The following is a 21,315-nucleotide window of genomic DNA, read 5'->3' on the forward strand; positions in this document are numbered from 1 at the left end:
ATGTCTAATCCCTTTTTAGAAGAGGTGGCACGCCGCCGCACCTTCGCGATTATCTCGCACCCGGATGCCGGTAAAACCACAATTACCGAAAAAGTCCTGCTGTTCGGACAGGCGATCCAGACCGCCGGTACGGTAAAAGGCCGCGGCTCCAACCAGCATGCGAAGTCTGACTGGATGGAGATGGAAAAGCAGCGTGGTATTTCAATCACGACGTCAGTTATGCAGTTTCCCTATCGTGACAGCCTGGTAAACCTGCTGGATACGCCGGGGCACGAAGACTTCTCTGAAGATACCTATCGTACGCTGACCGCCGTTGACTGCTGCCTGATGGTGATCGACGCAGCGAAAGGCGTTGAAGATCGTACCCGTAAGCTGATGGAAGTGACGCGCCTGCGCGATACGCCGATCCTGACCTTTATGAACAAACTCGACCGTGACATCCGCGATCCGATGGAACTGCTGGATGAAGTGGAAAGCGAGTTAAAAATCGCCTGTGCGCCCATCACCTGGCCAATAGGCTGCGGTAAGTTGTTTAAAGGGGTTTATCACCTTTATAACGATGAAACTTATCTCTATCAGACCGGTAAAGGGCACACCATCCAGGAAGTGCGCATCGTTAAAGGCCTGAACAACCCAGACCTCGACGCGGCCGTCGGCGAAGAGCTGGCCGCACAGCTTCGTGAAGAGCTGGAGCTGGTGCAGGGCGCCTCGCACGAATTCGAAAAAGAGGCTTTCCTTAGCGGTCAGCTCTCTCCGGTGTTCTTTGGTACTGCGCTGGGTAACTTTGGCGTTGATCATATGCTGGATGGCCTGGTGGAGTGGGCGCCGCGCCCCATGCCGCGCCAGACCGATACCCGCCAGGTTGAGGCAAAAGAAGAGAAATTTACCGGTTTCGTGTTCAAGATTCAGGCTAACATGGATCCCAAGCACCGTGACCGCGTGGCGTTTATGCGCGTGGTATCAGGCCGTTATGAAAAAGGCATGAAGCTGCGCCAGGTGCGCACTGGCAAAGACGTCGTGATTTCTGATGCGTTAACCTTTATGGCGGGCGACCGTTCGCACGTAGAAGAAGCCTATCCGGGCGATATCATCGGCTTGCACAACCACGGCACGATTCAGATCGGCGACACCTTTACCCAGGGTGAGAACATGAAGTTCACCGGTATTCCGAACTTTGCGCCAGAACTGTTCCGCCGTATTCGCCTGCGCGATCCGCTGAAGCAAAAGCAACTGCTGAAAGGGCTGGTCCAGCTGTCGGAAGAGGGCGCGGTTCAGGTGTTCCGTCCGGTTCACAATAACGACCTGATTGTGGGAGCTGTTGGTGTCCTGCAGTTTGACGTGGTCGTCGCGCGTCTGAAAAGCGAATACAACGTTGAAGCCATCTATGAGGCGATTAACGTTTCTACGGCACGTTGGGTCGAGTGCAGCGATGCCAAAAAGTTCGAAGATTTCCAGCGTAAAAATGAGGTGAACCTCGCGCTGGATGGCGGTGATAACCTGACCTATATCGCTCCCACCATGGTGAATCTGAATATTACTCAGGAACGCTATCCTGATGTGACATTCCGTAAAACCCGCGAGCACTAATTCGTGCTTTCAGGGTCATTCCAGCACGGAATGGCCCTGTTTCAACGGATACAGAACCCTCCTAAAACGCGCCTTTTCCTCTCTTTTGACGCACGATCAACCAGTTACCCGAGCAAAACTCTAAATCCCGACTATGATTACTTCATCGGACGGTTTAAGAGACTTATTCTCCCCGCGTCCAGTGCCGCAGCAGCACTGTTTGCTGCTCTTGCGCCCACAGTTTTGGGCGAGTTAACAGATAGAAGGATGATATCGATGCACACAACTAAGATTACTAAAACATTGATGGCTGCGATGATCGGTACTGCTCTGCTGAGCGGAAGCGCATTTGCAGAGGAATCCGCGTCTCAGAAAGCCTCACAAACGGCTGACAGCGCTGGTGCAAAAATTGACAGCTCAATGAAGAAAGTGGGCGGCTTTATGGATGACAGCGCCGTGACGGCTAAAGCAAAAGCGGCCCTGGTTGATGACGACTCCATCAAAAGCACCGACATTTCTGTCAAAACCCATCAGGGCGTTGTTACCCTGAGCGGCTTTGTGACCTCACAAGACCAGGCTGAGAAAGCCGTGGCCGTGGTGAAAAAAGTTGAAGGCGTTAAATCAGTCAGCGACAAGCTGCACGTGAAAGACGCGAAAAAACAGTCAATGAAAGGTTATGCCGGTGACGCTGCCACAACCAGCGAAATTAAAGCTAAGCTATTAGCAGATGACATGGTTCCTTCACGTAACGTGAAAGTGGAAACCACCGACGGTGTGGTTCAGCTTTCAGGTGAAGTGGCGAATCAGGCACAGTCTGACCGTGCCGAAAGCATCGCTAAAGCTATCGAAGGCGTAAAAAGTGTTAAAAATGACCTGAAGGTCAAGTCTTAACACGACCCGGTGCGGCTTCTTTTGGAAGCCGCACTGATAAAAATACCCATCGTGGGATGAAACAAGCAGTTCAATATTAAAATGGTTAAGGAGAGGCTTATGTTTCGTTGGGGCATTATTTTTCTGGTGATCGCACTGATCGCTGCTGCATTAGGTTTTGGTGGCCTTGCCGGTACCGCAGCCTGGGCAGCTAAAGTCGTATTCGTGGTGGGTATTATTCTGTTCCTCATCAGCTTGTTCACTGGCCGTAAAAAGCTATAGCGATGACCCAGACTGTTTGATGCTGGCGTAGTCAGCATCAAACGGAGACCAGTTATTTGTGCGAATGTTATTGTGAGGCAAAGGATGCTTCATATTCGCAACGATGTGTTAAACGGCGCAACGCCAATAGCACAATTTATGGACAACGTAGCTGGTTCTCCGTGCTAGTATCCTTTCACAATTCTAATCCCTGCATTCCCTACATTTGCCTATCGGGAACCCAATCTGAGGTCGGTACATTGGGTATACGTATTCCCGTGACGCTTGGGGCGATTGAACCCCTTGCTCTCACACCTTTTAAAGCCAGGAAAATCGCCTTAGTGTGCGAGGGTGGCGGTCAACGCGGCATCTTCACCGCCGGCGTATTAGATGAGTTTCAGCGGGCTAAATTCAACCCTTTCCAGCTTTTGCTTGGCACGTCTGCCGGGGCACAGAATCTGTCTGCCTTTGTCTGCGCGCAGCCGGGCTACGCGCGCCGGGTGATCACCCGCTATACGACCAGCAAGCAGTTTTTCGATCCGCTGCGTTTCTTACGCGGCGGCAATCTTATCGATCTCGACTGGTTAATCGACATCACCCGAAGCGAATTCCCCCTGGCGATGAGCAGTGCCGAAACCCTGTTTTCCAGCGGGCGCGAATTCTATATGTGTGCCTGCCGCAGTGATGACTATGCGCCCAGTTATTTTGCGCCCACCAGTGATAACTGGCTGGAAATCATTAAGGCATCCAGCGCCATTCCGGGCTTTTATCGCCTGGGGGTGGATCTGGAAGGCATCAGCTATCTGGACGGTGGCGTCAGTGATGCCATTCCCGTGCGTGAGGCGGCCAAACGTGGCGCAGATACGATCGTGGTGATCCGTACCGTGCCCTCTCAGATGTTCGATACTCCACGCTGGATAACGCGTATGGAACGCTGGTTCAGCGGCGGTGCGCTGCAGCCGATGCTCACTATCCTGCATCATCATGAGCAGACCTATCGGGAAACGCAGCAGTTTATCGAGTCACCGCCAGGGGATTTACGCATCATTGAAATTTTCCCACCGCGCGTGCTGGCCAGTAACGCGTTAGGCAGCCGGATCGCCTCGCTTAACCAGGATTACCACCTGGGACGCCGCTGTGGCCGCTATTTTATGGCCACGCTGGGCCAGTGGCTGAGCGATGCCGAGCCGCAAACGGGGCTGGATATCGTTACGCCTGCCGCGCCGGTGGCGAATGAACCCAACAGTGGGGCGATCGTTACGCCGCTGGCGGGCAATGACGACGCCTGGAATGAAGGCTCGCTGGCATGAGGTTTGTGGATACCCATTGCCACTTTGATTTTCCGCCCTTCGTCGGACAGGCGGAGGAAAGTCTTGCCCGGGCCGCCCAGTCCGGCGTTGAAAAAATTATCGTGCCATCGGTAGACGCGGGACGCTTTGCAACGGTCTGCCAGTTGGCTCACGCCCATCCCGCCCTTTATGCTGCGCTGGGGCTGCACCCGATTGTTATTGAACATCATCAGGAATCGCATCTTCGCGAGCTGGAAGCCCTGTTGATAAAGTCGCCCGCTAAGCTGGTAGCGTTAGGTGAGATCGGCCTGGATCTTTATCGGGACGAGCCGCAGTTCGACAAGCAGAAACATTTTCTGGATGCGCAGCTGAAGCTGGCTAAACGTTACGATCTGCCGGTGATCCTGCACTCGCGTCGAACGCACGATCAGCTGGCGCTGCATCTGCGCCGTCACGATCTCTCGCGCCGTGGCGTGGTTCATGGTTTTGCCGGTAGCCTGCAGCAGGCCCAGGCTTTTATCAAACTTGGCTATGCGATTGGCGTGGGCGGCACCATTACCTATCCGCGCGCCAGTAAAACCCGACAGACCATCGCACAGTTACCGCTTTCATCCTTGTTGCTGGAAACGGATGCCCCCGATATGCCGCTGAACGGTTTTCAGGGCCAGCCCAACCGACCAGAGCGCGCTTTTCAGGTGTGGCAGGTGCTGTGTGAGCTGCGTGAAGAAGCGCCAGAGGTCATTGCCGATGCGCTATGGCACAACAGCCACAGACTTTTTCGCCTTTCCTGATGTCGCCCGTTTACCCTTCTTCTCACAAAATGTTATAATAATAACATTCCCGTCGCGGGCTTATACGGGCTCCACTTTGCCTGATTTCGTGACTGAATCAACTTTTATCTGAAATATTGCAGTTGTTTCATATTTCGATGTGACGAATGGCACATATTCACCGGCTCCGAATTGTTATTATTATCACATACGGGTGGATAAAAACTCACCCCTTGTCCTGGAGATTGTTATGACTGATATCAAACAGCAGGCTCTGCGCGCGCTGAAACTGATGGATTTAACCACCCTGAATGAAGATGACACCGATGAGAAAGTGATCGCACTGTGTCACCAGGCGAAATCCCCGGTGGGCAATACCGCCGCCATCTGCATTTATCCGCGTTTTATTCCCATTGCTCGCAAAACGCTGCGTGAGCAGGGCACGCCGGACGTGCGTATTGCCACCGTCACCAACTTCCCCCACGGCAATGACGACATCGAGATCGCACTGGCTGAAACCCGTGCCGCTATCGCCTACGGTGCTGACGAAGTGGACGTAGTTTTCCCTTATCGCGCGCTGATGGCTGGCAATACTCAGGTGGGCTTTGATCTGGTTAAAGCCTGCAAAACAGCCTGTGCGGAAGCGGATGTACTGCTGAAAGTGATTATTGAAACCGGTGAGCTGAAGCAGGAAGCGCTGATCCGTCAGGCCTCTGAAATTGCCATTGATGCCGGAGCGGACTTTATCAAAACCTCAACCGGTAAAGTGCCCGTGAATGCAACGCCCGAAGTGGCGCAGATCATGATGAGCGTGATCCGCGATAAAGGTGTGAAAGCGCAGGTTGGCTTTAAACCGGCTGGCGGCGTGCGTACCGCTGAAGATGCCGCCATCTATCTGCAACTGGCTGAAGATACGCTGGGTGCCGACTGGGCTGACGCTCGCCACTTCCGTTTTGGCGCTTCCAGCCTGCTGGCAAACCTGCTGAACACCCTTGGACACAGCAGCGATACCCGTCAGTCAGGCTACTGATATCTCCGGGCGGCATCTTGCCGCCTTTTCTCCTCTTTCCCTGACGTAAGGGGGCGACTTTGTACCTTGCACAAGAAATCATTCGAAAAAAACGTGACGGCCACGCGCTGAGTGAAGACGAGATTCGTTTCTTCATTAACGGCGTGCGTGATAACAGCGTTTCGGAAGGACAAATTGCCGCGCTGGCAATGACCATTTATTTTCACGATATGTCGCTGCCGGAGCGGGTTGCCCTGACGATGGCGATGCGTGACTCAGGCACCGTGCTGAACTGGAAATCCCTGAATCTGAACGGGCCGGTGGTCGATAAGCACTCCACCGGCGGCGTCGGCGATGTCACCTCGTTGATGCTGGGGCCGATGGTGGCCGCCTGTGGCGGCTATATCCCGATGATCTCAGGTCGCGGGCTGGGGCACACCGGCGGCACCCTGGACAAGCTGGAAGCGATTCCCGGGTTTGACATTTTCCCCAGTGATGACCACTTTCGCCAGACCATAAAGCAGGTTGGCGTGGCAATTATTGGCCAAACCAACTCCCTGGCTCCGGCGGACAAACGCTTTTACGCCACGCGCGACATCACGGCCACCGTGGATTCGATTCCGCTGATCACCGCCTCGATTCTGGCGAAAAAGCTGGCCGAAGGGCTGGATGCGCTGGTGATGGATGTCAAAGTCGGCTCCGGGGCATTTATGCCCACGTATGAAGCCTCTGAAAATCTGGCGCAGGCCATTGTTGGCGTCGCCAACGGCGCGGGCTGTCGCACCACGGCGCTGTTAACGGATATGAACCAGGTGCTGGCCTCCACGGCCGGTAACGCGCTGGAAGTGCGCGAAGCAGTGCGCTTCCTGACCGGTGCGCAGCGTAACCCGCGCCTGCTGGAAGTCACTTTGGCGCTGTGCAGCGAAATGCTGATCTCCGGCAAACTGGCGGAAAATGAGGCTGAGGCACGCGAAAAACTCATGACTGTGCTGGATAACGGCAAGGCCGCAGAGGTGTTTGCCCGCATGGTGGCGGCGCAGAAGGGCCCGACCGATTTTGTTGAGCGCTACGACAGCTATTTACCTGCGCCAACGATGAGCAAAGCGGTTTTTGCCGACCGGGCAGGCTGTGTTACCCATATGGATACCCGCGCGCTGGGCATGGCGGTGGTGGCGATGGGCGGTGGACGCCAGCGCGCCAGTGATGCCATCGATTACAGCGTGGGCCTGAGCGACATGATCACCCTGGGCGAGCAGGTGGATGCTTCACGTCCGCTGGCGGTCATCCATGCCAGCAGTGAAGCGCACTGGCAACAGGCCGCTGCCGCCGTAAAAGCCGCGATTACCTTGGGTGAACGCGCCCCGGCAGCCACGCCTGTCGTGTATCGCCGCGTCACTGAGGCAGGCTGACGCAGGGAACCCCTTTATACCGTCCCGGATTCAGGTATACTGATCTGATCGCTTTTTTTTGACTTGTCGCGCGCTTTTGGCGCAGGAGACTGGCATGAAACGTGCTTTTATTATGGTGCTGGATTCGTTTGGAATCGGCGCTAGCAAAGATGCCGATAAATTCGGTGATGCAGGTTCAGATACGTTAGGTCATATCGCAGAAGCCTGCTTTAACGGTCAGGCGGATAAGGGCCGTAAAGGGCCGCTGCACTTACCTAATCTGACCGCGCTGGGCCTGGGCAAAGCGGCTGAGCTGTCTACTGGTCGTTTTCCTGCGGGGCTGGATCCTGAGGCGAAGATCACGGGCGCCTATGCTTACGCCAGTGAGCTTTCATCGGGCAAAGATACGCCGTCAGGCCACTGGGAAATCGCCGGCGTGCCTGTTCTGTTTGACTGGGGATACTTCAGCGATAAGCAGAACAGCTTCCCGCAGGCGCTGCTGGACAAGCTGGTGGAACGCGCCGGTTTACCCGGCTATCTCGGCAACTGCCACTCATCCGGTACGGTAATCCTCGACCAGTTGGGCGAAGAGCACATGCACTCTGGCAAGCCGATTTTCTACACCTCGGCGGACTCCGTATTCCAGATCGCCTGCCACGAAGAAACCTTCGGGCTGGAGCGGTTGTATGAACTTTGTGAAATTGCGCGCGAAGAGCTGACCGAAGGCGGCTACAACATTGGTCGCGTGATTGCCCGGCCGTTTGTGGGCGACAAAGCAGGCAGCTTCGAGCGCACCGGCAACCGTCACGATCTGGCCGTTGAGCCGCCATCGCCGACCATGCTGAAGAAGCTGGTGGACGAGAAGGGCGGTCATGTGATTTCGGTTGGTAAAATTGCCGATATCTATGCTGAGCAGGGCATCACTAAAAAAGTGAAAGCCACCGGTCTGGACGCGCTGTTTGATGCGACCATTCAGGAAATGAAAACTGCGCCGGATCAGGCGATTGTGTTCACCAACTTTGTCGACTTCGATTCCACCTGGGGCCATCGCCGCGACGTTGCGGGTTATGCGGGAGGCCTGGAGCTGTTTGACCGCCGTTTGCCGGAGCTCATGGAACTGGTCAAAGAGGATGATATTTTGATCCTCACCGCCGACCACGGCTGTGACCCGACCTGGGAAGGCACGGAACACACACGCGAGCATATTCCGATCCTGATTTACGGACCGAAGGTTGAGCCGGGGTCGCTGGGCTATCGCGACACCTTTGCCGATATCGGCCAGACGATCGCGCACTATTTTGACCTGTCCCCCATGGACTACGGCAAGAACATGCTGTAAAAACAGCGAAATTTTTAAAAAGGATAGAGAATTATGGCAACTCCTCACATTAATGCAGAAATGGGTGATTTCGCAGACGTCGTACTGATGCCGGGCGATCCGCTGCGTGCGAAGCACATTGCAGAAACCTTTCTGGAAGATGCCGTTGAGGTGAACAACGTGCGCGGCATGCTGGGCTATACCGGCACTTATAAAGGCCGCAAAATCTCCGTCATGGGCCACGGCATGGGCATTCCCTCCTGCTCCATTTACGCCAAAGAGCTGATCACCGAGTTCGGCGTGAAGAAAATCATCCGCGTGGGTTCCTGTGGTGCCGTGCGTCCCGACGTGAAACTGCGTGATATCGTGATCGGCATGGGCGCATCGACCGATTCCAAAGTGAATCGTATGCGTTTCAAGGATCACGATTTTGCCGCGATTGCGGATTTCGATATGGTGCGCAACGCTGTCGATGCGGCCAAAAATCTGGGTGTTGACGCGCGCGTAGGGAATATCTTCTCTGCCGACCTGTTCTACACGCCCGATCCGCAGATGTTTGACGTAATGGAGAAGTACGGCATTCTCGGTGTGGAAATGGAAGCCGCCGGCATTTACGGCGTGGCTGCTGAATTTGGGGCGAAAGCGCTGACGATCTGCACCGTGTCCGATCATATCCGTACCCATGAGCAGACGACTGCCGCAGAGCGCCAGACAACCTTTAATGACATGATTAAGATTGCGCTGGAATCTGTGCTGCTGGGCGATTAATCTCCACGCTCATCGATGCTCTTGCTCACCCGGCAGCGCGACGTTGCCGGGTGAGCGCGTCAGAAGATTTACGCTTCCCGCTCATTTCGCAACATTCTCATCAAATGACACACTTTTCATCAGGCTTGTGCATCTTGCTACTGGCAAGGACCGCTTATGCCACTATCATGAAGCCGAACAATAAATAACAACATGCCAGACTGAAAATACCTGCCTGATGAATTTTCGAAATTTCGACGCTGAAGAGAAGTTGTTTGTACGCCGTGCCGCCATGGCATTTGTGCTGGTCTGCATCTGCTTCACCATCCTGGGTTTAAACCTGTATCGCCTGCAGGTACGCGATCACAGCTATTACCAGACGCGCTCAAACCAAAACGATATCAAAATGATCCCTATCGCGCCCACGCGCGGGCTGATTTTCGACCGTAACGGGATTCCGCTGGTGCGCAATGTGACCTGGTACGACATCACTATCACCCCGTATAAAGTGGACGATATGAAGGACGTGCTGCGCCAGCTCACGCCGCTTATCGATTTGACACCGGACGACATTGCGCGTTTTCAGCACGATCTCCGGCAGAACAGCCGCTACAAACCGGTTATCCTCAAAGAGGAACTTACCGACGAAGAGGTGGCGCGCTTTTCAGTCAACCAGTTCCGGTTTACCGGCGTCAGCATTGATACCTATCAGGACAGGGAATATCCCTATGGGGCCGATCTGGCGCATGTTGTCGGCTACGTCTCTAAAATCAATGATAACGACTATAAGCGGCTGAATGCCGAAGGCATTGCTGAAAACTACGCGGCTGACCACAACATCGGTAAGCAGGGGATTGAAGGCTATTACGAATCCCTGCTGCACGGTAAGCCTGGCTATCAGGAAGTGGAAGTGGATAACCATGGCCGCATTGTCCGGGTGCTGAAAGAAGTGCCGCCGGTAGCAGGCAAGAACATCACCCTGACGCTGGACCTGCATCTGCAACAGTATGCGGAAAGCCTGCTGGCCGGACAGCGTGCCGCATTGCTGGTGGAAGATCCCCATGACGGATCCGTGCTGGCGATGGTTTCCAGCCCCAGCTACGATCCCAACCCTTTTGTGAAGGGCATCAGCTATAAAGCCTACAAGACGCTGCTGCAGGATAAAAACCTGCCGCTGATTAACCGTGTCACCCAGGGCCTGTATCCCCCGGCCTCCACCGTCAAACCCTATATGGCGATGTCTGCCCTGTTAACCCATGTGATTACGCCGCAAACCACCTTTTTTGGCGGCCCAACATGGACGCTGCCGGGCACCGACCGTCGCTACCGTGACTGGAAAAAAAGCGGCCACGGCACGCTCGATGTCACCAAAGCGATCGAAGAGTCTGCAGATACCTTCTTCTATCAGGTGGCCTTTATGATGGGCATCGATCGCATTCACACCATGCTCAGCAAATTTGGTTACGGCCGCTCCACAGGCATCGACCTGAACGAAGAGTACAGCGGCCTGCTACCCAGCCGCGACTGGAAAATGAAAGTCCATAAAAAACCCTGGTATCAGGGGGACACGGTGTCGGTGGGGATCGGTCAGGGCTACTGGATTGCGACCCCGATTCAGATGGTGAAGGCGCTGGTAACCTTGATTAATAATGGACGGGTGATTACGCCGCACTTACTGGAAAAATCCCAGCTCGGCACCCGGGTTCAGCTCTATCAGCCTAAGCTGCCACAGGCGCAGATTGGCGATCCGAATTCTCCCTACTGGTCATTAGTGCGCCACGCTATGTTTGGCATGGCCAACGCACCGAACGGGACGGGCTATAAATATTTCCATACCGCGCCTTACGGCATTGCAGCGAAAAGTGGGACATCTCAGGTGTTCAGCCTGAAAGAAAACCAGACCTACAACGCCAAAATGATTCCGGTACGGCTGCGCGATCATACGTTTTATACCGCCTTCGCGCCCTTCAGCGCCCCCAAAGTTGCGGTGGCGTTGATTCTGGAAAACGGCGGAAGTGAAGGCGTGGTTGCCGCGCCGGTGATGCGCAAGCTGCTTGACCATATCTTCCTGCCGCCGACCACCCCGCCGCCCGTTGAGGTGGCACAGCATCAGGCAGGCTAGCGGAAGAATACCCGGTTACGCCCGTGCTTTTTGGCATCGTACAGCGCGGCATCTGCCTGGGTGTAAAGCGTTTCGAACCGGGTGCCTGCTGCGCCCCAGCTGACGCCGAGGCTGGCCGTGACCAGCCGCTCTGGCAGCGCATTTAACGGCGAAGCGTTCAGCGAGGCGAGAATGGCTCCGGCGACGATAACCGCATCGCCCAGCCAGGTATTGGGCAGCATGATGGTGAACTCTTCACCGCCGATTCGACCGATGCTGGCGATGGCAGGCGTATTACGCTGAATACGTTGTACCAGTTCGCAAATCACCTTATCCCCGACGGGATGACCGTATTCATCATTGATGCGTTTAAAGAAGTCGATATCAAGAATGATTAGGGCCGCCGGCGCCTGGTCCAGCGTATCGCTGATGCGTTGAATAATGGCGCTGCGGTTCCAGACATCCGTCAGGGGATCGTGCGTGGCTTTGTACTCCAGTTCCGTTGCCAGCTCGTTCAGTTGCTCATTTACCCGGTTCAGCTCACGCTCTGCCCGATCGCTGCGTGAGATTAACCGATAGGTTTCACGCATCAGCCGCTGGTAGTGCCCGTTGAGCTGTAGCAGCGCCTGCCGATACTCTTCAGCCTGCAGGCTATGCTGCGCCGCGACATGGCTGGCCTGATTGAGTGCCTGGGTTTCTTCCAGAAACAGCTCATTGAGGTGCGTCATTGGCGCTGTTCCGCATGCAGCTTCACGGTTAACGCGGTGAAATCCAGAGACAGCTCTTCGCCAAACTCTTCTGACACGTCATCTTCGGCATCGTAAAACCAGTTCAGTACGATCGTGCAGCCGCTCTGCGCGAGCCTGTTGAACTGATCAAACAGCCCAAACAGCATCTTGGTGCTTGAGCTGTTGAAATAGCTCAGGTCGATATTCACCTCTGCCGCTTGGCTGGCATGAGGCTGCCAGCTTTCCAGCGCGCTTTGCAGCGGACGGTAAAAGGCGGCGGCATTCTCTGGCCAGGATTCTCCCCGCAGGGAGAATCGGTGGGCCACAAAGTCAAACTCTACGGCGGGCGTACATTCAGTGGCGGTAAGTTGAATGATTTGCATAGGGGCTTCTTCAGTCATGGCAGATAGTGGCCTTAAGCCAAAAGGCAGAGAGCTCGCTGGCCTCCAGTGGCTGGAAACAATACTCCAGCGGTTCACTGACGTCGCGCGCCAGGGTAAGCAAGCCGATATTGGCGCCTTTGCTCCAGACCGGACTCTCAGCGCGTAACCGGTTTCGGTAAGCTTGTTTAATTTCATCCGCATTCATCACCCGCAGCGAATCCAGATCCCCGCGCAGTTGATGAGTGGCGTCGCTGCCGACCAGGTTTGCGCTTTCCAGATAGTAGCGGCCATCATCGTAACGCAGGCTCAATGAACCAAAGCGATACAGCTGATCGTTGTGGCTCAGCGCCCGGCTGTCCTGCGAGTAACGCAGAATGTTTTGCGCAATCTCGACAAAGCTGGAGAACAGCCGCCGCCTGACTTTTTGTGACCGCTCGTGATTCTCCAGAAACAGCTTGACCACTTCGCCCATCGCCGTGATGTTCTGCGGTGAAAAAAAGCCGGTATACTGCAATGCAATAAGGCCGGACTGCGATTCGGTATTAAAGGGCAGACCCCGTAGTGACTCGTTTTTCATTTTCTTCCCGGTGCAGTCAATAGCGAAAGCCAAACCAGGTGACGTCATCGCGTCGCGCCTGATTACCTTGCCAGCTTAAATAGTCTTGCTGAAACGCCAGCGATAACTCCGCCATAGGCAAATGCTGATAGCGCAACAGCAGAGACTGAATACGCTTATTGCCAAACATGATATTCCGTTCGCCACCTGGTTGATCGGTGACGCCATCCGTGAGGACAAACAGCATGTCGCCCGAATTAAACGCCAGGCTCTGTTCAGGCCAGTGATAGTCTTCCGGCGTATCGGTATAGCCGACGCCGACGCGATCCTGACTGAGCGAGATAATTTCATTGCTGATGTTGCTGAGCATAAATGCCTGGGTTCGGGCGCTGGCCCAGCGCAGCTGATGCAGCCCGGTATCAACTGACATCACGATGGCATCGCAGCCATCGTTAGAGAGTGAGGTTTGCTGGGAGGCGTTCAACTGGCCCAGGGTTTGTTTAATATGGTGATTAAGGGCATGCAGGATGCTGGCAGGTGCCTGCAGATCGACCTCGCGCAGCGCGTTTTCCAGCGCAGACTGCAAAATCACCGTCATAAAAGCGCCTGGAATTCCGTGGCCCGTGCAGTCGGCGATGACCGCCAGCCAGCCATTGTCATGGCGGTGAAAAGCGTAGTAATCGCCGCCCACGCCGTCTCGGGGCTGCCAGTACAAACACCAGTCGTCGAGCAGGGAGGCAATCAGCTGGTTGGAACGATCCAGCATCGCGTCCTGAATGACCCGCGCGTAATCAATGCTTTGTAAAATTTGCTGATGCTGGCGCGCCTGTAAATCGGAGACGCGGCGAATCAGATCGATCCCCAAGCCAATGCCGATATAGTGCCCGTTCTCCGTCAGGATAAACCCATCGGCGACGGACTTATCCCCGTTGGCCACGACCTGCTGCGCAACGCTTTCCAGCGTATTTTCCACGTCAATCACCAGCGGGAACTTATCCATAAAGGCAATGCAGCTCTTGCGGTCATAGAGTTCGGGAAAGAAAGGGCGCGCCATCTGCGACAAAAAGATGTGGCGGTTGATCATGCCGAACGGCTTGCCGTTTTCCACTACGGGCAACCCGATCAGATCTTTGTGTTCGGCAAAGAGTGCCATGACGGCACGGTTATCTGTTTCCGGACTGACAAAAGGGACCTCAATGCATAACACCCGCGCGTCATAACGGCTTGAGGCGGAAACCACAGTATTCACAGAGGCGGGTAACTGCATGATGCGGCTCTTGATTGTCCAGGAATAATCTTAGAGTAATGAGCGCAGATGACGGATTTATGGCAAAAAAACGGTTGGTAAAAAGAGGGCCGATAAATCGCAGTTAAAGCAAAATTGCAGCGAAAAATAGCCTGCCAGAGGGCGTTCTGCAGCGCGAAAATCCGGCGGTTGATTGGGCGGATTGTTAAATTTTCGCCCGTTCCCCTTCCTGTTGATGGAAAACCCGTCAGTTGATTTCATTTTTGTGAAAAGCGTTTGACGCTGGGGCCTGCTTAAGGTTTAATGCGCCCCGTTGCCCGAATAGCTCAGTCGGTAGAGCAGGGGATTGAAAATCCCCGTGTCCCTGGTTCGATTCCGGGTTCGGGCACCACAAATTTGAAACCCTCGCTTCGGCGGGGGTTTTTGCGTTTGGGGGCTTTAACGCTGTGATGTTGTTGGGGTAAGGTTGATTTACGCGATCGTAATGTTCTGGTTTACGGTTTCGATGGTCGGCATTTTCACTATGTGATGCTGAAAGCCTATGGGCGGGGATGGCACAGAGGCGCATTTTCGTCATTGCCTTGCACAACATGCAGCTTCGCCGTGTGCGAGCTGATGAGATACCGCAGAAGCGAATTATTCCCTAGATAACCAAACAGGTCAAACAGCAACAGGAAGCTGTATGATGAAACGTACATTATTTTTAGGCATCTTATATCCTGCGTTGGCATTCTCATACACTCCCGGTTTTATGACACCCGAAGTGGAATGCCTCAATGACAATACGATTCCTTTCATAAGCACAAAAATTCCACCAAAAAAAAACGTCGACGACGCATACATAAAATGCAAGCCAGAACTGGATGCCTGGTCAAAATCTCGTGAAATGCTTCCTAAAGAAATCAGAGAAAGGCAATATAAAGAGTTTCATGATTTCTATATAAGAATGATCGAGAAAAGACGGGCATACGACGCTAAGAAATAGTGTAAATTGCTCAAAAAGCATAAGGAAGTTTTACAGTTAATGAGCAGGCTATTGCTAAGCTGACTAATTTATTGAAATATATTTCAATTTTTAATTGTTAGTCCATGTAAAATACATATTTATTTAAGCTATCTGAGTATCACTACACTGTTTTTTATAGCTTATATGTTAATTTTGAGGAGTGGTTTGATTTGGTAAGGGGGTTATCTATTTGTGCAAAGGACGGGCTAATCATATAGCTAAAATAATGAACCCGATGAAAAATTAAAAGCAATAAAAAACTGATAATAATATTAATCCAGAAAGATTTGGTTAGCTTATTGAGGTGCGTGCGTTCTATACCTGTTTTTCCTGTTTCTTATATTGATGAAAAAACCGATTAGTGAAGCTAAGCCTCTTGTTACGTAGGAAACAAGATAAAGCACAAAAATAATTTTAATTGTGCCAGGGCTGAAACTGACTCGTCAAAGTCTTACGAAATGTCCATCATATTACCTTCATTCACGCTTAATTGGCGGTTTACCGCCTCCACGCTGTTTCTGCTCAGATCATTTGACTGACGGACTCCTCCGCTGCTCAAGAAGCTCTGTATGCTGAGCCGCAGAAAATGCATCACCTTTCATCTGTCCCCTCTGGCAGCCTACCGTCGAGCTCATACATCAGCGCGTGAGAGAGTACTGGTCGAAGGTGTTCGAGTTTCGTTAGCGGAGGGAAATCGAGTTGTGGTTGCATCTTACCTGGGGTCAGACTCAGGGGCTACCTGAAGGTGTGGGGCTGACTTAATCGCAACCTGCTAAAAGGCGTCCCTTTGAGAGATTCTGCCCGCGCCCTGCCCTGATGCAATTGGAAATTTTCTCCCGGCAGTGGCATTGCATGTTACGCACCAGATGGCCGGAAATGCTGTTGAAAATAACTTCTTAACCGAAAAAATAATTTCGAATGTTAATTCATAAAAGGGATGTCCACACTGATTACAGACATGTATTCGATTTGAACGATCGAAATATCGCGTTATGGACTGAAGCATTTAACGATGCCATGGGGGAACCCGCGTGGCATCTTCAGGTCGACGATGCTTACGGCCCACTTTTCGTACCGATCAATACGGTGGTGCATCTGAAGGAAAAGTTTGGCTTCGTCTATGACGCGGGTGTAGCGGCCGCGCATAACAGCGGCCAAAAGAATACAGACTGCTCAGCCTCGGCCGTTTTAGAGGGCACCATCTGGTCAGCAGAGCCCGGCAACTATTACTGCATGTCCAGAAACTGGGCGGGAAATAACAGGCTGACGATTGAGGTTAGCCGCACGTCTGATATAGCTGGTAGCTCCGCCACAAGGAAAGGAGCTTTATTAAATCGATGTATATCACATCCGATCTTAAGCTAGTCACTGATGCCTGGACGAAGCGTCTTTTCAGTCAGATTCATACGGGGACACGCATTGAAGAGGAGTAGAGCTGTCAGCTGGCACCGGATTGTACGGTGCTTCAGAACCATGAAGGAGAATGCTGACTATGAATGTGTGCTGCGAAGAGCATGCACACATTCATTACGTTGAGCCCTTTATTAACGCGACCTAATTTACTATGCCCGGTAAGCCTCTGGAGTGTTTATGAAGAATTTGCATAGTAAAATCAACTTACTGGATTCAGAGAGAGATACGGACATACAAACCGTAGAACGTCGAGAGCGTTCTGTAAAGCGTGCGGAGCGCAATCTGGTCCAGGCTGAGTGACCGCTGTATGAACTTTATATTCAGAGAGACATACTGGTGATTAAGTCTTGGGGAGATAAACCTAACTGGCAGGCCATTTATTATATATCGGCCCCAACACCTATAAAGAAGAACGTCAGAAAGGGAATTTATGCTGAGCGAAGAAAAAACCCGGAAACATATCACGGTACTGAATGGAAGGATCGTACTCACTCGGCTGCTTTCAACGGTTATGCCATGAACGAATAATGCCACCAACGTTATCTGTCCCAAAATGCGGATCTTATCACCCAAGATGAAAACAGGGGATTCAGTAACAGTCAAAGTGAGGCGTGTAAGATCAATTTATCCCCCGCCTTAAGCAATTTTCCAAAAGTCATTATCGTGGAGCTTGAGATAAGATAATTAACCTCGGATATAAGATAAATCTCATTTACTTGGAAGTGGCGGCACACGGAGAACGCTTGAGTATAAACAAATTAAAACAAAGTTTATTAACAAAAGAAACAAATTGTTTCGTACTAAAAGTTACATCAGAAAATACATAGAGTTAAAAACATGAATAAGTTTCATCTGTTACATGTTTTTTGTGGTGACTATCCTAAGTGTAAAAGATTGCTCTTTTCTAATGTTTAATATCGAATTGCCGCCATTAAATTTAATTTTAATTAAAGTTTAACAATGTAAAGTGTTGGTTTTAAGGGTTTTTTTGCAAAATTGACAAAAGATTACACTTTGATTAACAAATTGAAATATAAATTAAGTTGATAAGATTGTCGGGCGATAGCTATAAGATAGTTCACAGACATAAGCGTGACGGCAGTGATAAATCACGGTTAGTGTTTAACATTACTAATGTTGAAGCATTTTCAGTGTCGAAATACTCCAAACCAGATAGCCAGAATTTAAAGGCGTATTGAATAAACGAACGACTTTTTTCAAAAATTTTTTATTGATCATTTTATCACCACGGAAATGTAAAGCGTTTAGGCAGGCACTCTATAAGAGCGTCTTAATTTCTCATCTTTACGCATCAAAGGTGTTTATATGATCAAAAAACTTATTGCAGAAAAGGGTACTCTGATTTTTATTGAGGCCCATAATCCGCTCTCCGCATTAATTGCGTCTAAAGCAGAACAAACTAATTCAGAAGGCCGTATTGTCAAATTTGACGGTATATGGTCAAGCTCGTTAACGGACTCAGCATCTCGCGGTATTCCCGATAACGAAACACTGGCATTAAGCAGCAGGTTAGAAAATATTGCTGATATCCGAAATGTGACAGACATGCCCATCATCATGGATGCTGATACGGGGGGAAAACCAGAACATTTTAGTTATTACGTAAAAAGAATGATTAACAACGGTGTAAATGGCGTCATCATCGAAGATAAAACAGGATTAAAGAAAAATTCTTTGTTCGGCACTGAAGTAGAACAGACTCTCGCAGATATTAATGATTTTTCAGAGAAGATTAAAAGAGGAAAATCTGCAGTTTATATTGATGATTTTATGATCATAGCCAGACTTGAAAGTCTTATTGCAGGGTTCGACGTAGAACATGCACTCGAACGTGCCGACGCATACGTCGAAGCCGGGGCAGACGGAATTATGATTCATAGTTGTAAGAAGACTCCGGATGAGGTTTTCTTATTCAGTACGAAATTTCGGAAAAAATATCCATCAGTACCATTAATTTGTGTTCCTACTACTTATTCTGCAACCAGCAACAGAGAACTCAGTGAAGCGGGTTTTAACGTGATCATTTATGCAAACCATATGCTCAGGGCTGCTTATAAAGCAATGGAAAATGTTTCAAAAGAAATATTGAGATATGGCAGGACGGCAGAGATAGAAAAATCTTGCATGAGTGTAAAGGAAATTATTTCACTGATTCCTTAAAGAGAATGACCATGAAAAAAAAAGAGATGATAATAGGTGCCTATATATCGTATGGAACAGGACATCATCCTGCTTCATGGCGCGAAAGTGGCGTAAATGCAGCGGCAGCGCTTGATATTGATACGTATGCCAATCTTGCAAGAGTATGTGAGAAAGGATTAGCTGATTTACTTTTTCTTGCAGATACGCCTTCTGTATTTCAGGACAATATGGACGGTTATGGCAGCAGGGTATCTGTACTGGAGCCATTATCATTATTATCGTATTTAGCATCTCAAACACAAAATATTGGGCTGGTTGCGACGGCTTCAACGACGTACAAACACCCTTACAACATTGCGAGGGAATTTGCTTCGCTGGATTACATTAGCAAAGGAAGGGCAGGGTGGAATCTGGTGACATCCTCAAAGTCGGATGCGGCTAAAAACTTTGGCCTTGCCGCTCATCCAGAACATTCAAAGCGTTATGATATGGCCTGGGAAGCATGGCAGGTTATCAGTGGTTTGTGGGACAGCTGGGAAGACAATGCTTTAGTAAGGAATAAAACCAGTGGACAATTCTTCGTTAAGGATAAATACCGGGAAATAAATTTTGAGGGTGAATATTTTAATGTAAAAGGCCCATTAAACATAGCTCGCCCTCCTCAGGGCTATCCCGTCATCGTCCAGGCGGGTTCCTCTGAGGAAGGAAAAGAGTTAGCTGCAAAAACAGCAGATATTGTTTTTACTGCACAAAACAATATTGAAGATGCAAAAAAATTCTATGATGATCTTAAAGGGCGAATGGAAAAATACGGAAGGTCAAAGAGTGAACTTCTTATTCTTCCCGGATTAAGCTTTTATATTGCAAGTGACGAATCTAAAGCCCGTAAAAAGCTTAATGATCTCAACGCACTGATCCCTCAATCATTTGGCTTAAGTATGTTATCAGATTTACTGGGTGGGGTTGATTTAAAAAACAATGATCCTGAAGGACCATTACCAGATTTACCGAAATCTAATGGTAATCAGAGTAGACAAAAAATTATTATCGATTTAGCTCGAAAAGAAAAACTATCTATCAAGCAACTTTATGAAAAAATAATCATTTCAAGAGGACATTATACATTTACAGGTTCCTATCAAGATTTAGCAGATGAGATGATTAAGTGGGTTGAAAATGAAGCATGTGATGGTTTCAACATTATGCCTCCTCTCATGCCTGAATCTCTTATTAATCTTTTCGATCATGTCATTCCACTTATTCAGGCAAGAGGATGGTATAAAAAATCATATTCTACTGGAACATTAAGAGAAAAACTGGGGCTTAAAAGACCTACTAATAAATTGTTTAATCAATAATGTATTGCGAGGAAATATAAAATGCTTAATAAAAATCTGATTCTTGAAGATACCACTTTACGTGATGGTGAGCAGGCGCCAGGTGTTGCATTTACACCAGAGCAAAAAGTAGAAATTTTTTATCTACTTGCAAATATGGGCGTTAAATGGATCGAAGCCGGAATACCTGCGATGAAGGGTGATGAAGTAAAGGCTCTGTCGGAAATGTTAGAGAGAAAAAATGAAATTAACATCATCGCGTGGAACCGAGGCGTGCTTGAAGACATTGAGTACAGTATCTCACTTGGATTCAAAGCGGTGCATATCGGGCTACCGACTTCAGCTATCCATTTAGAGAAAAGCGTTAAGAAAGATAAGTCCTGGCTTGTAAAGACGGCTTCAGATTTAGTTAAGTTTGCCAAAGACAAAGGGATGTTTGTTTCTATCAGCGCAGAAGATATAGGCCGAACAGATATTGGATTCTTACAGGAGTATGCACAGGTAGTTGCTGAGGCTGGAGCCGATCGTCTTCGCCTCTCTGACACGATTGGTATTCTTTCTCCTGCACAATACAAAGAAAAAGTCTCTTTGTTAAATAAGAACGTCAACATCGATTTGCAGTGCCATTGCCACAATGATTTTGGTTTTGCAGTTGCTAACACGCTGGCAGGCATTGAAGCAGGAGCACGCTACTTTCATGTCTGCGTCAATGGCATTGGTGAAAGGGCTGGAATGCCAGACCTGGCACAAGTTGCTATGGCATTGCACTTTTTCCACGGGGTTGATTTAGGGCTCGATTTAACAAAATTAATCGCGTTGAGTGAAACGGTCGCCAGGTACAGCCATCAAAAAATCAGTCCATGGCAGCCGATCGTAGGCGATAACGTTTTTGCACATGAATCGGGCATTCACGCAAATGGTATGCTCAAAGACAGCAGTACTTTTGAACCCTTCGACCCAGCTACGGTGGGAGGAGAACGACGTCTGGTCGTGGGTAAACATTCCGGTCGCGCCATTATCAAACATTTTCTCGAAGAATCAGGCGTGAAAGCTGCCGACGATAAGGCTCTTGATCGCTGTTTAGAACGCGTGAGAAGTCATGCCGTGCGCCACCCCGGTGGGATCCCTCCACATGTATTAGTTGATCTGTATACCGCGGGGTAA

18 protein-coding genes and 1 tRNA gene are annotated in these 21,315 nt (G+C 50.5%); 15 read left to right on the forward strand and 4 right to left on the reverse strand.

Annotation, left to right across the window (positions count from 1 at the left end):
* The 10 genes from prfC to mrdA2 all read left to right on the forward strand — a co-directional run bounded on the left by prfC (nt 1) and on the right by mrdA2 (nt 11,340).
* Nucleotides 1-1,587 (forward strand): peptide chain release factor 3, encoded by a 1,587-nt coding sequence (prfC, locus tag PAGR_RS03985; protein ID WP_014594591.1) that lies wholly within the window; start codon nt 1-3, stop codon nt 1,585-1,587.
* Nucleotides 1,588-1,842: 255 nt separating this feature from the next.
* Nucleotides 1,843-2,457 (forward strand): molecular chaperone OsmY, encoded by a 615-nt coding sequence (osmY, locus tag PAGR_RS03990; protein WP_014605063.1) that lies wholly within the window; start codon nt 1,843-1,845, stop codon nt 2,455-2,457.
* Between the two features lie 99 nt (nt 2,458-2,556).
* Complete coding sequence (locus tag PAGR_RS22935) at nt 2,557-2,718, forward strand: DUF1328 domain-containing protein (RefSeq protein WP_003848537.1); 162 nt, start codon at nt 2,557-2,559, stop codon at nt 2,716-2,718.
* Nucleotides 2,719-2,957: 239 nt separating this feature from the next.
* Nucleotides 2,958-4,007, forward strand: coding sequence for a patatin-like phospholipase family protein (locus PAGR_RS03995; RefSeq protein ID WP_014605064.1), 1,050 nt, complete (start codon nt 2,958-2,960; stop codon nt 4,005-4,007).
* Nucleotides 4,004-4,777: a metal-dependent hydrolase gene (locus PAGR_RS04000; protein ID WP_014605065.1), complete on the forward strand. Its 774-nt coding sequence runs from the start codon at nt 4,004-4,006 to the stop codon at nt 4,775-4,777. Before PAGR_RS03995 ends, PAGR_RS04000 begins: the two co-directional genes overlap by 4 nt.
* A gap of 229 nt (nt 4,778-5,006) precedes the next feature.
* Nucleotides 5,007-5,786 (forward strand): deoxyribose-phosphate aldolase, encoded by a 780-nt coding sequence (gene deoC, locus PAGR_RS04005; protein ID WP_014605066.1) that lies wholly within the window; start codon nt 5,007-5,009, stop codon nt 5,784-5,786.
* Between the two features lie 59 nt (nt 5,787-5,845).
* A complete protein-coding gene (gene deoA, locus PAGR_RS04010; protein WP_014605067.1) occupies nt 5,846-7,174 on the forward strand; it encodes a thymidine phosphorylase in 1,329 nt (442 codons plus the stop codon).
* Nucleotides 7,175-7,268: 94 nt separating this feature from the next.
* Nucleotides 7,269-8,492, forward strand: coding sequence for a phosphopentomutase (gene deoB / locus PAGR_RS04015; protein WP_014605068.1), 1,224 nt, complete (start codon nt 7,269-7,271; stop codon nt 8,490-8,492).
* A gap of 33 nt (nt 8,493-8,525) precedes the next feature.
* Nucleotides 8,526-9,239 (forward strand): purine-nucleoside phosphorylase, encoded by a 714-nt coding sequence (deoD, locus tag PAGR_RS04020; RefSeq protein ID WP_014594584.1) that lies wholly within the window; start codon nt 8,526-8,528, stop codon nt 9,237-9,239.
* Nucleotides 9,240-9,456: 217 nt separating this feature from the next.
* Complete coding sequence (gene mrdA2, locus PAGR_RS04025) at nt 9,457-11,340, forward strand: peptidoglycan DD-transpeptidase MrdA2 (protein ID WP_014605069.1); 1,884 nt, start codon at nt 9,457-9,459, stop codon at nt 11,338-11,340.
* On the opposite strand, the gene PAGR_RS04030 is transcribed toward mrdA2, so the two are convergent.
* The 4 genes from PAGR_RS04030 to PAGR_RS04045 are packed head-to-tail and all read right to left on the reverse strand — an operon-like array spanning nt 11,337 to nt 14,253.
* Nucleotides 11,337-12,047, reverse strand: coding sequence for a GGDEF domain-containing protein (locus tag PAGR_RS04030; protein ID WP_013027166.1), 711 nt, complete (start codon nt 12,045-12,047; stop codon nt 11,337-11,339). The genes mrdA2 and PAGR_RS04030 overlap by 4 nt on opposite strands.
* Nucleotides 12,044-12,430: a DUF1987 domain-containing protein gene (locus PAGR_RS04035; RefSeq protein ID WP_202799412.1), complete on the reverse strand. Its 387-nt coding sequence runs from the start codon at nt 12,428-12,430 to the stop codon at nt 12,044-12,046. Before PAGR_RS04035 ends, PAGR_RS04030 begins: the two co-directional genes overlap by 4 nt.
* Before the next feature lie 10 nt (nt 12,431-12,440).
* Nucleotides 12,441-13,007 (reverse strand): SiaB family protein kinase, encoded by a 567-nt coding sequence (locus PAGR_RS04040; protein WP_014605071.1) that lies wholly within the window; start codon nt 13,005-13,007, stop codon nt 12,441-12,443.
* Nucleotides 13,008-13,023: 16 nt separating this feature from the next.
* On the reverse strand, nt 13,024-14,253 hold the full coding sequence (locus tag PAGR_RS04045; RefSeq protein WP_014605072.1) for a SpoIIE family protein phosphatase: 1,230 nt from the start codon (nt 14,251-14,253) through the stop codon (nt 13,024-13,026).
* Between the two features lie 294 nt (nt 14,254-14,547).
* On the opposite strand from PAGR_RS04045, the gene PAGR_RS04050 reads away from it, so the two are divergent.
* From PAGR_RS04050 to PAGR_RS04075, 5 genes are all read left to right on the forward strand, one after another.
* A tRNA-Phe gene (locus tag PAGR_RS04050) sits at nt 14,548-14,623 on the forward strand.
* 291 nt (nt 14,624-14,914) lie between these two features.
* Nucleotides 14,915-15,217, forward strand: a complete 303-nt coding sequence (locus PAGR_RS04055) for a hypothetical protein (protein ID WP_014605073.1) — start codon at nt 14,915-14,917, stop codon at nt 15,215-15,217.
* A gap of 2,760 nt (nt 15,218-17,977) precedes the next feature.
* Nucleotides 17,978-18,832, forward strand: coding sequence for a phosphoenolpyruvate mutase (aepX, locus tag PAGR_RS04065; RefSeq protein ID WP_013027161.1), 855 nt, complete (start codon nt 17,978-17,980; stop codon nt 18,830-18,832).
* 11 nt (nt 18,833-18,843) lie between these two features.
* Nucleotides 18,844-20,172 carry an LLM class flavin-dependent oxidoreductase gene (locus PAGR_RS04070; RefSeq protein ID WP_014605074.1) on the forward strand — a complete coding sequence of 443 codons (1,329 nt, stop codon included), beginning with the start codon at nt 18,844-18,846 and terminating at the stop codon, nt 20,170-20,172.
* 21 nt (nt 20,173-20,193) lie between these two features.
* Nucleotides 20,194-21,315 (forward strand): hydroxymethylglutaryl-CoA lyase-like TIM-barrel protein, encoded by a 1,122-nt coding sequence (locus PAGR_RS04075; RefSeq protein ID WP_013027159.1) that lies wholly within the window; start codon nt 20,194-20,196, stop codon nt 21,313-21,315.

The organism is Pantoea ananatis PA13 (assembly GCF_000233595.1).
GTDB classification, from domain to species: Bacteria; Pseudomonadota; Gammaproteobacteria; order Enterobacterales; family Enterobacteriaceae; genus Pantoea; species Pantoea ananatis.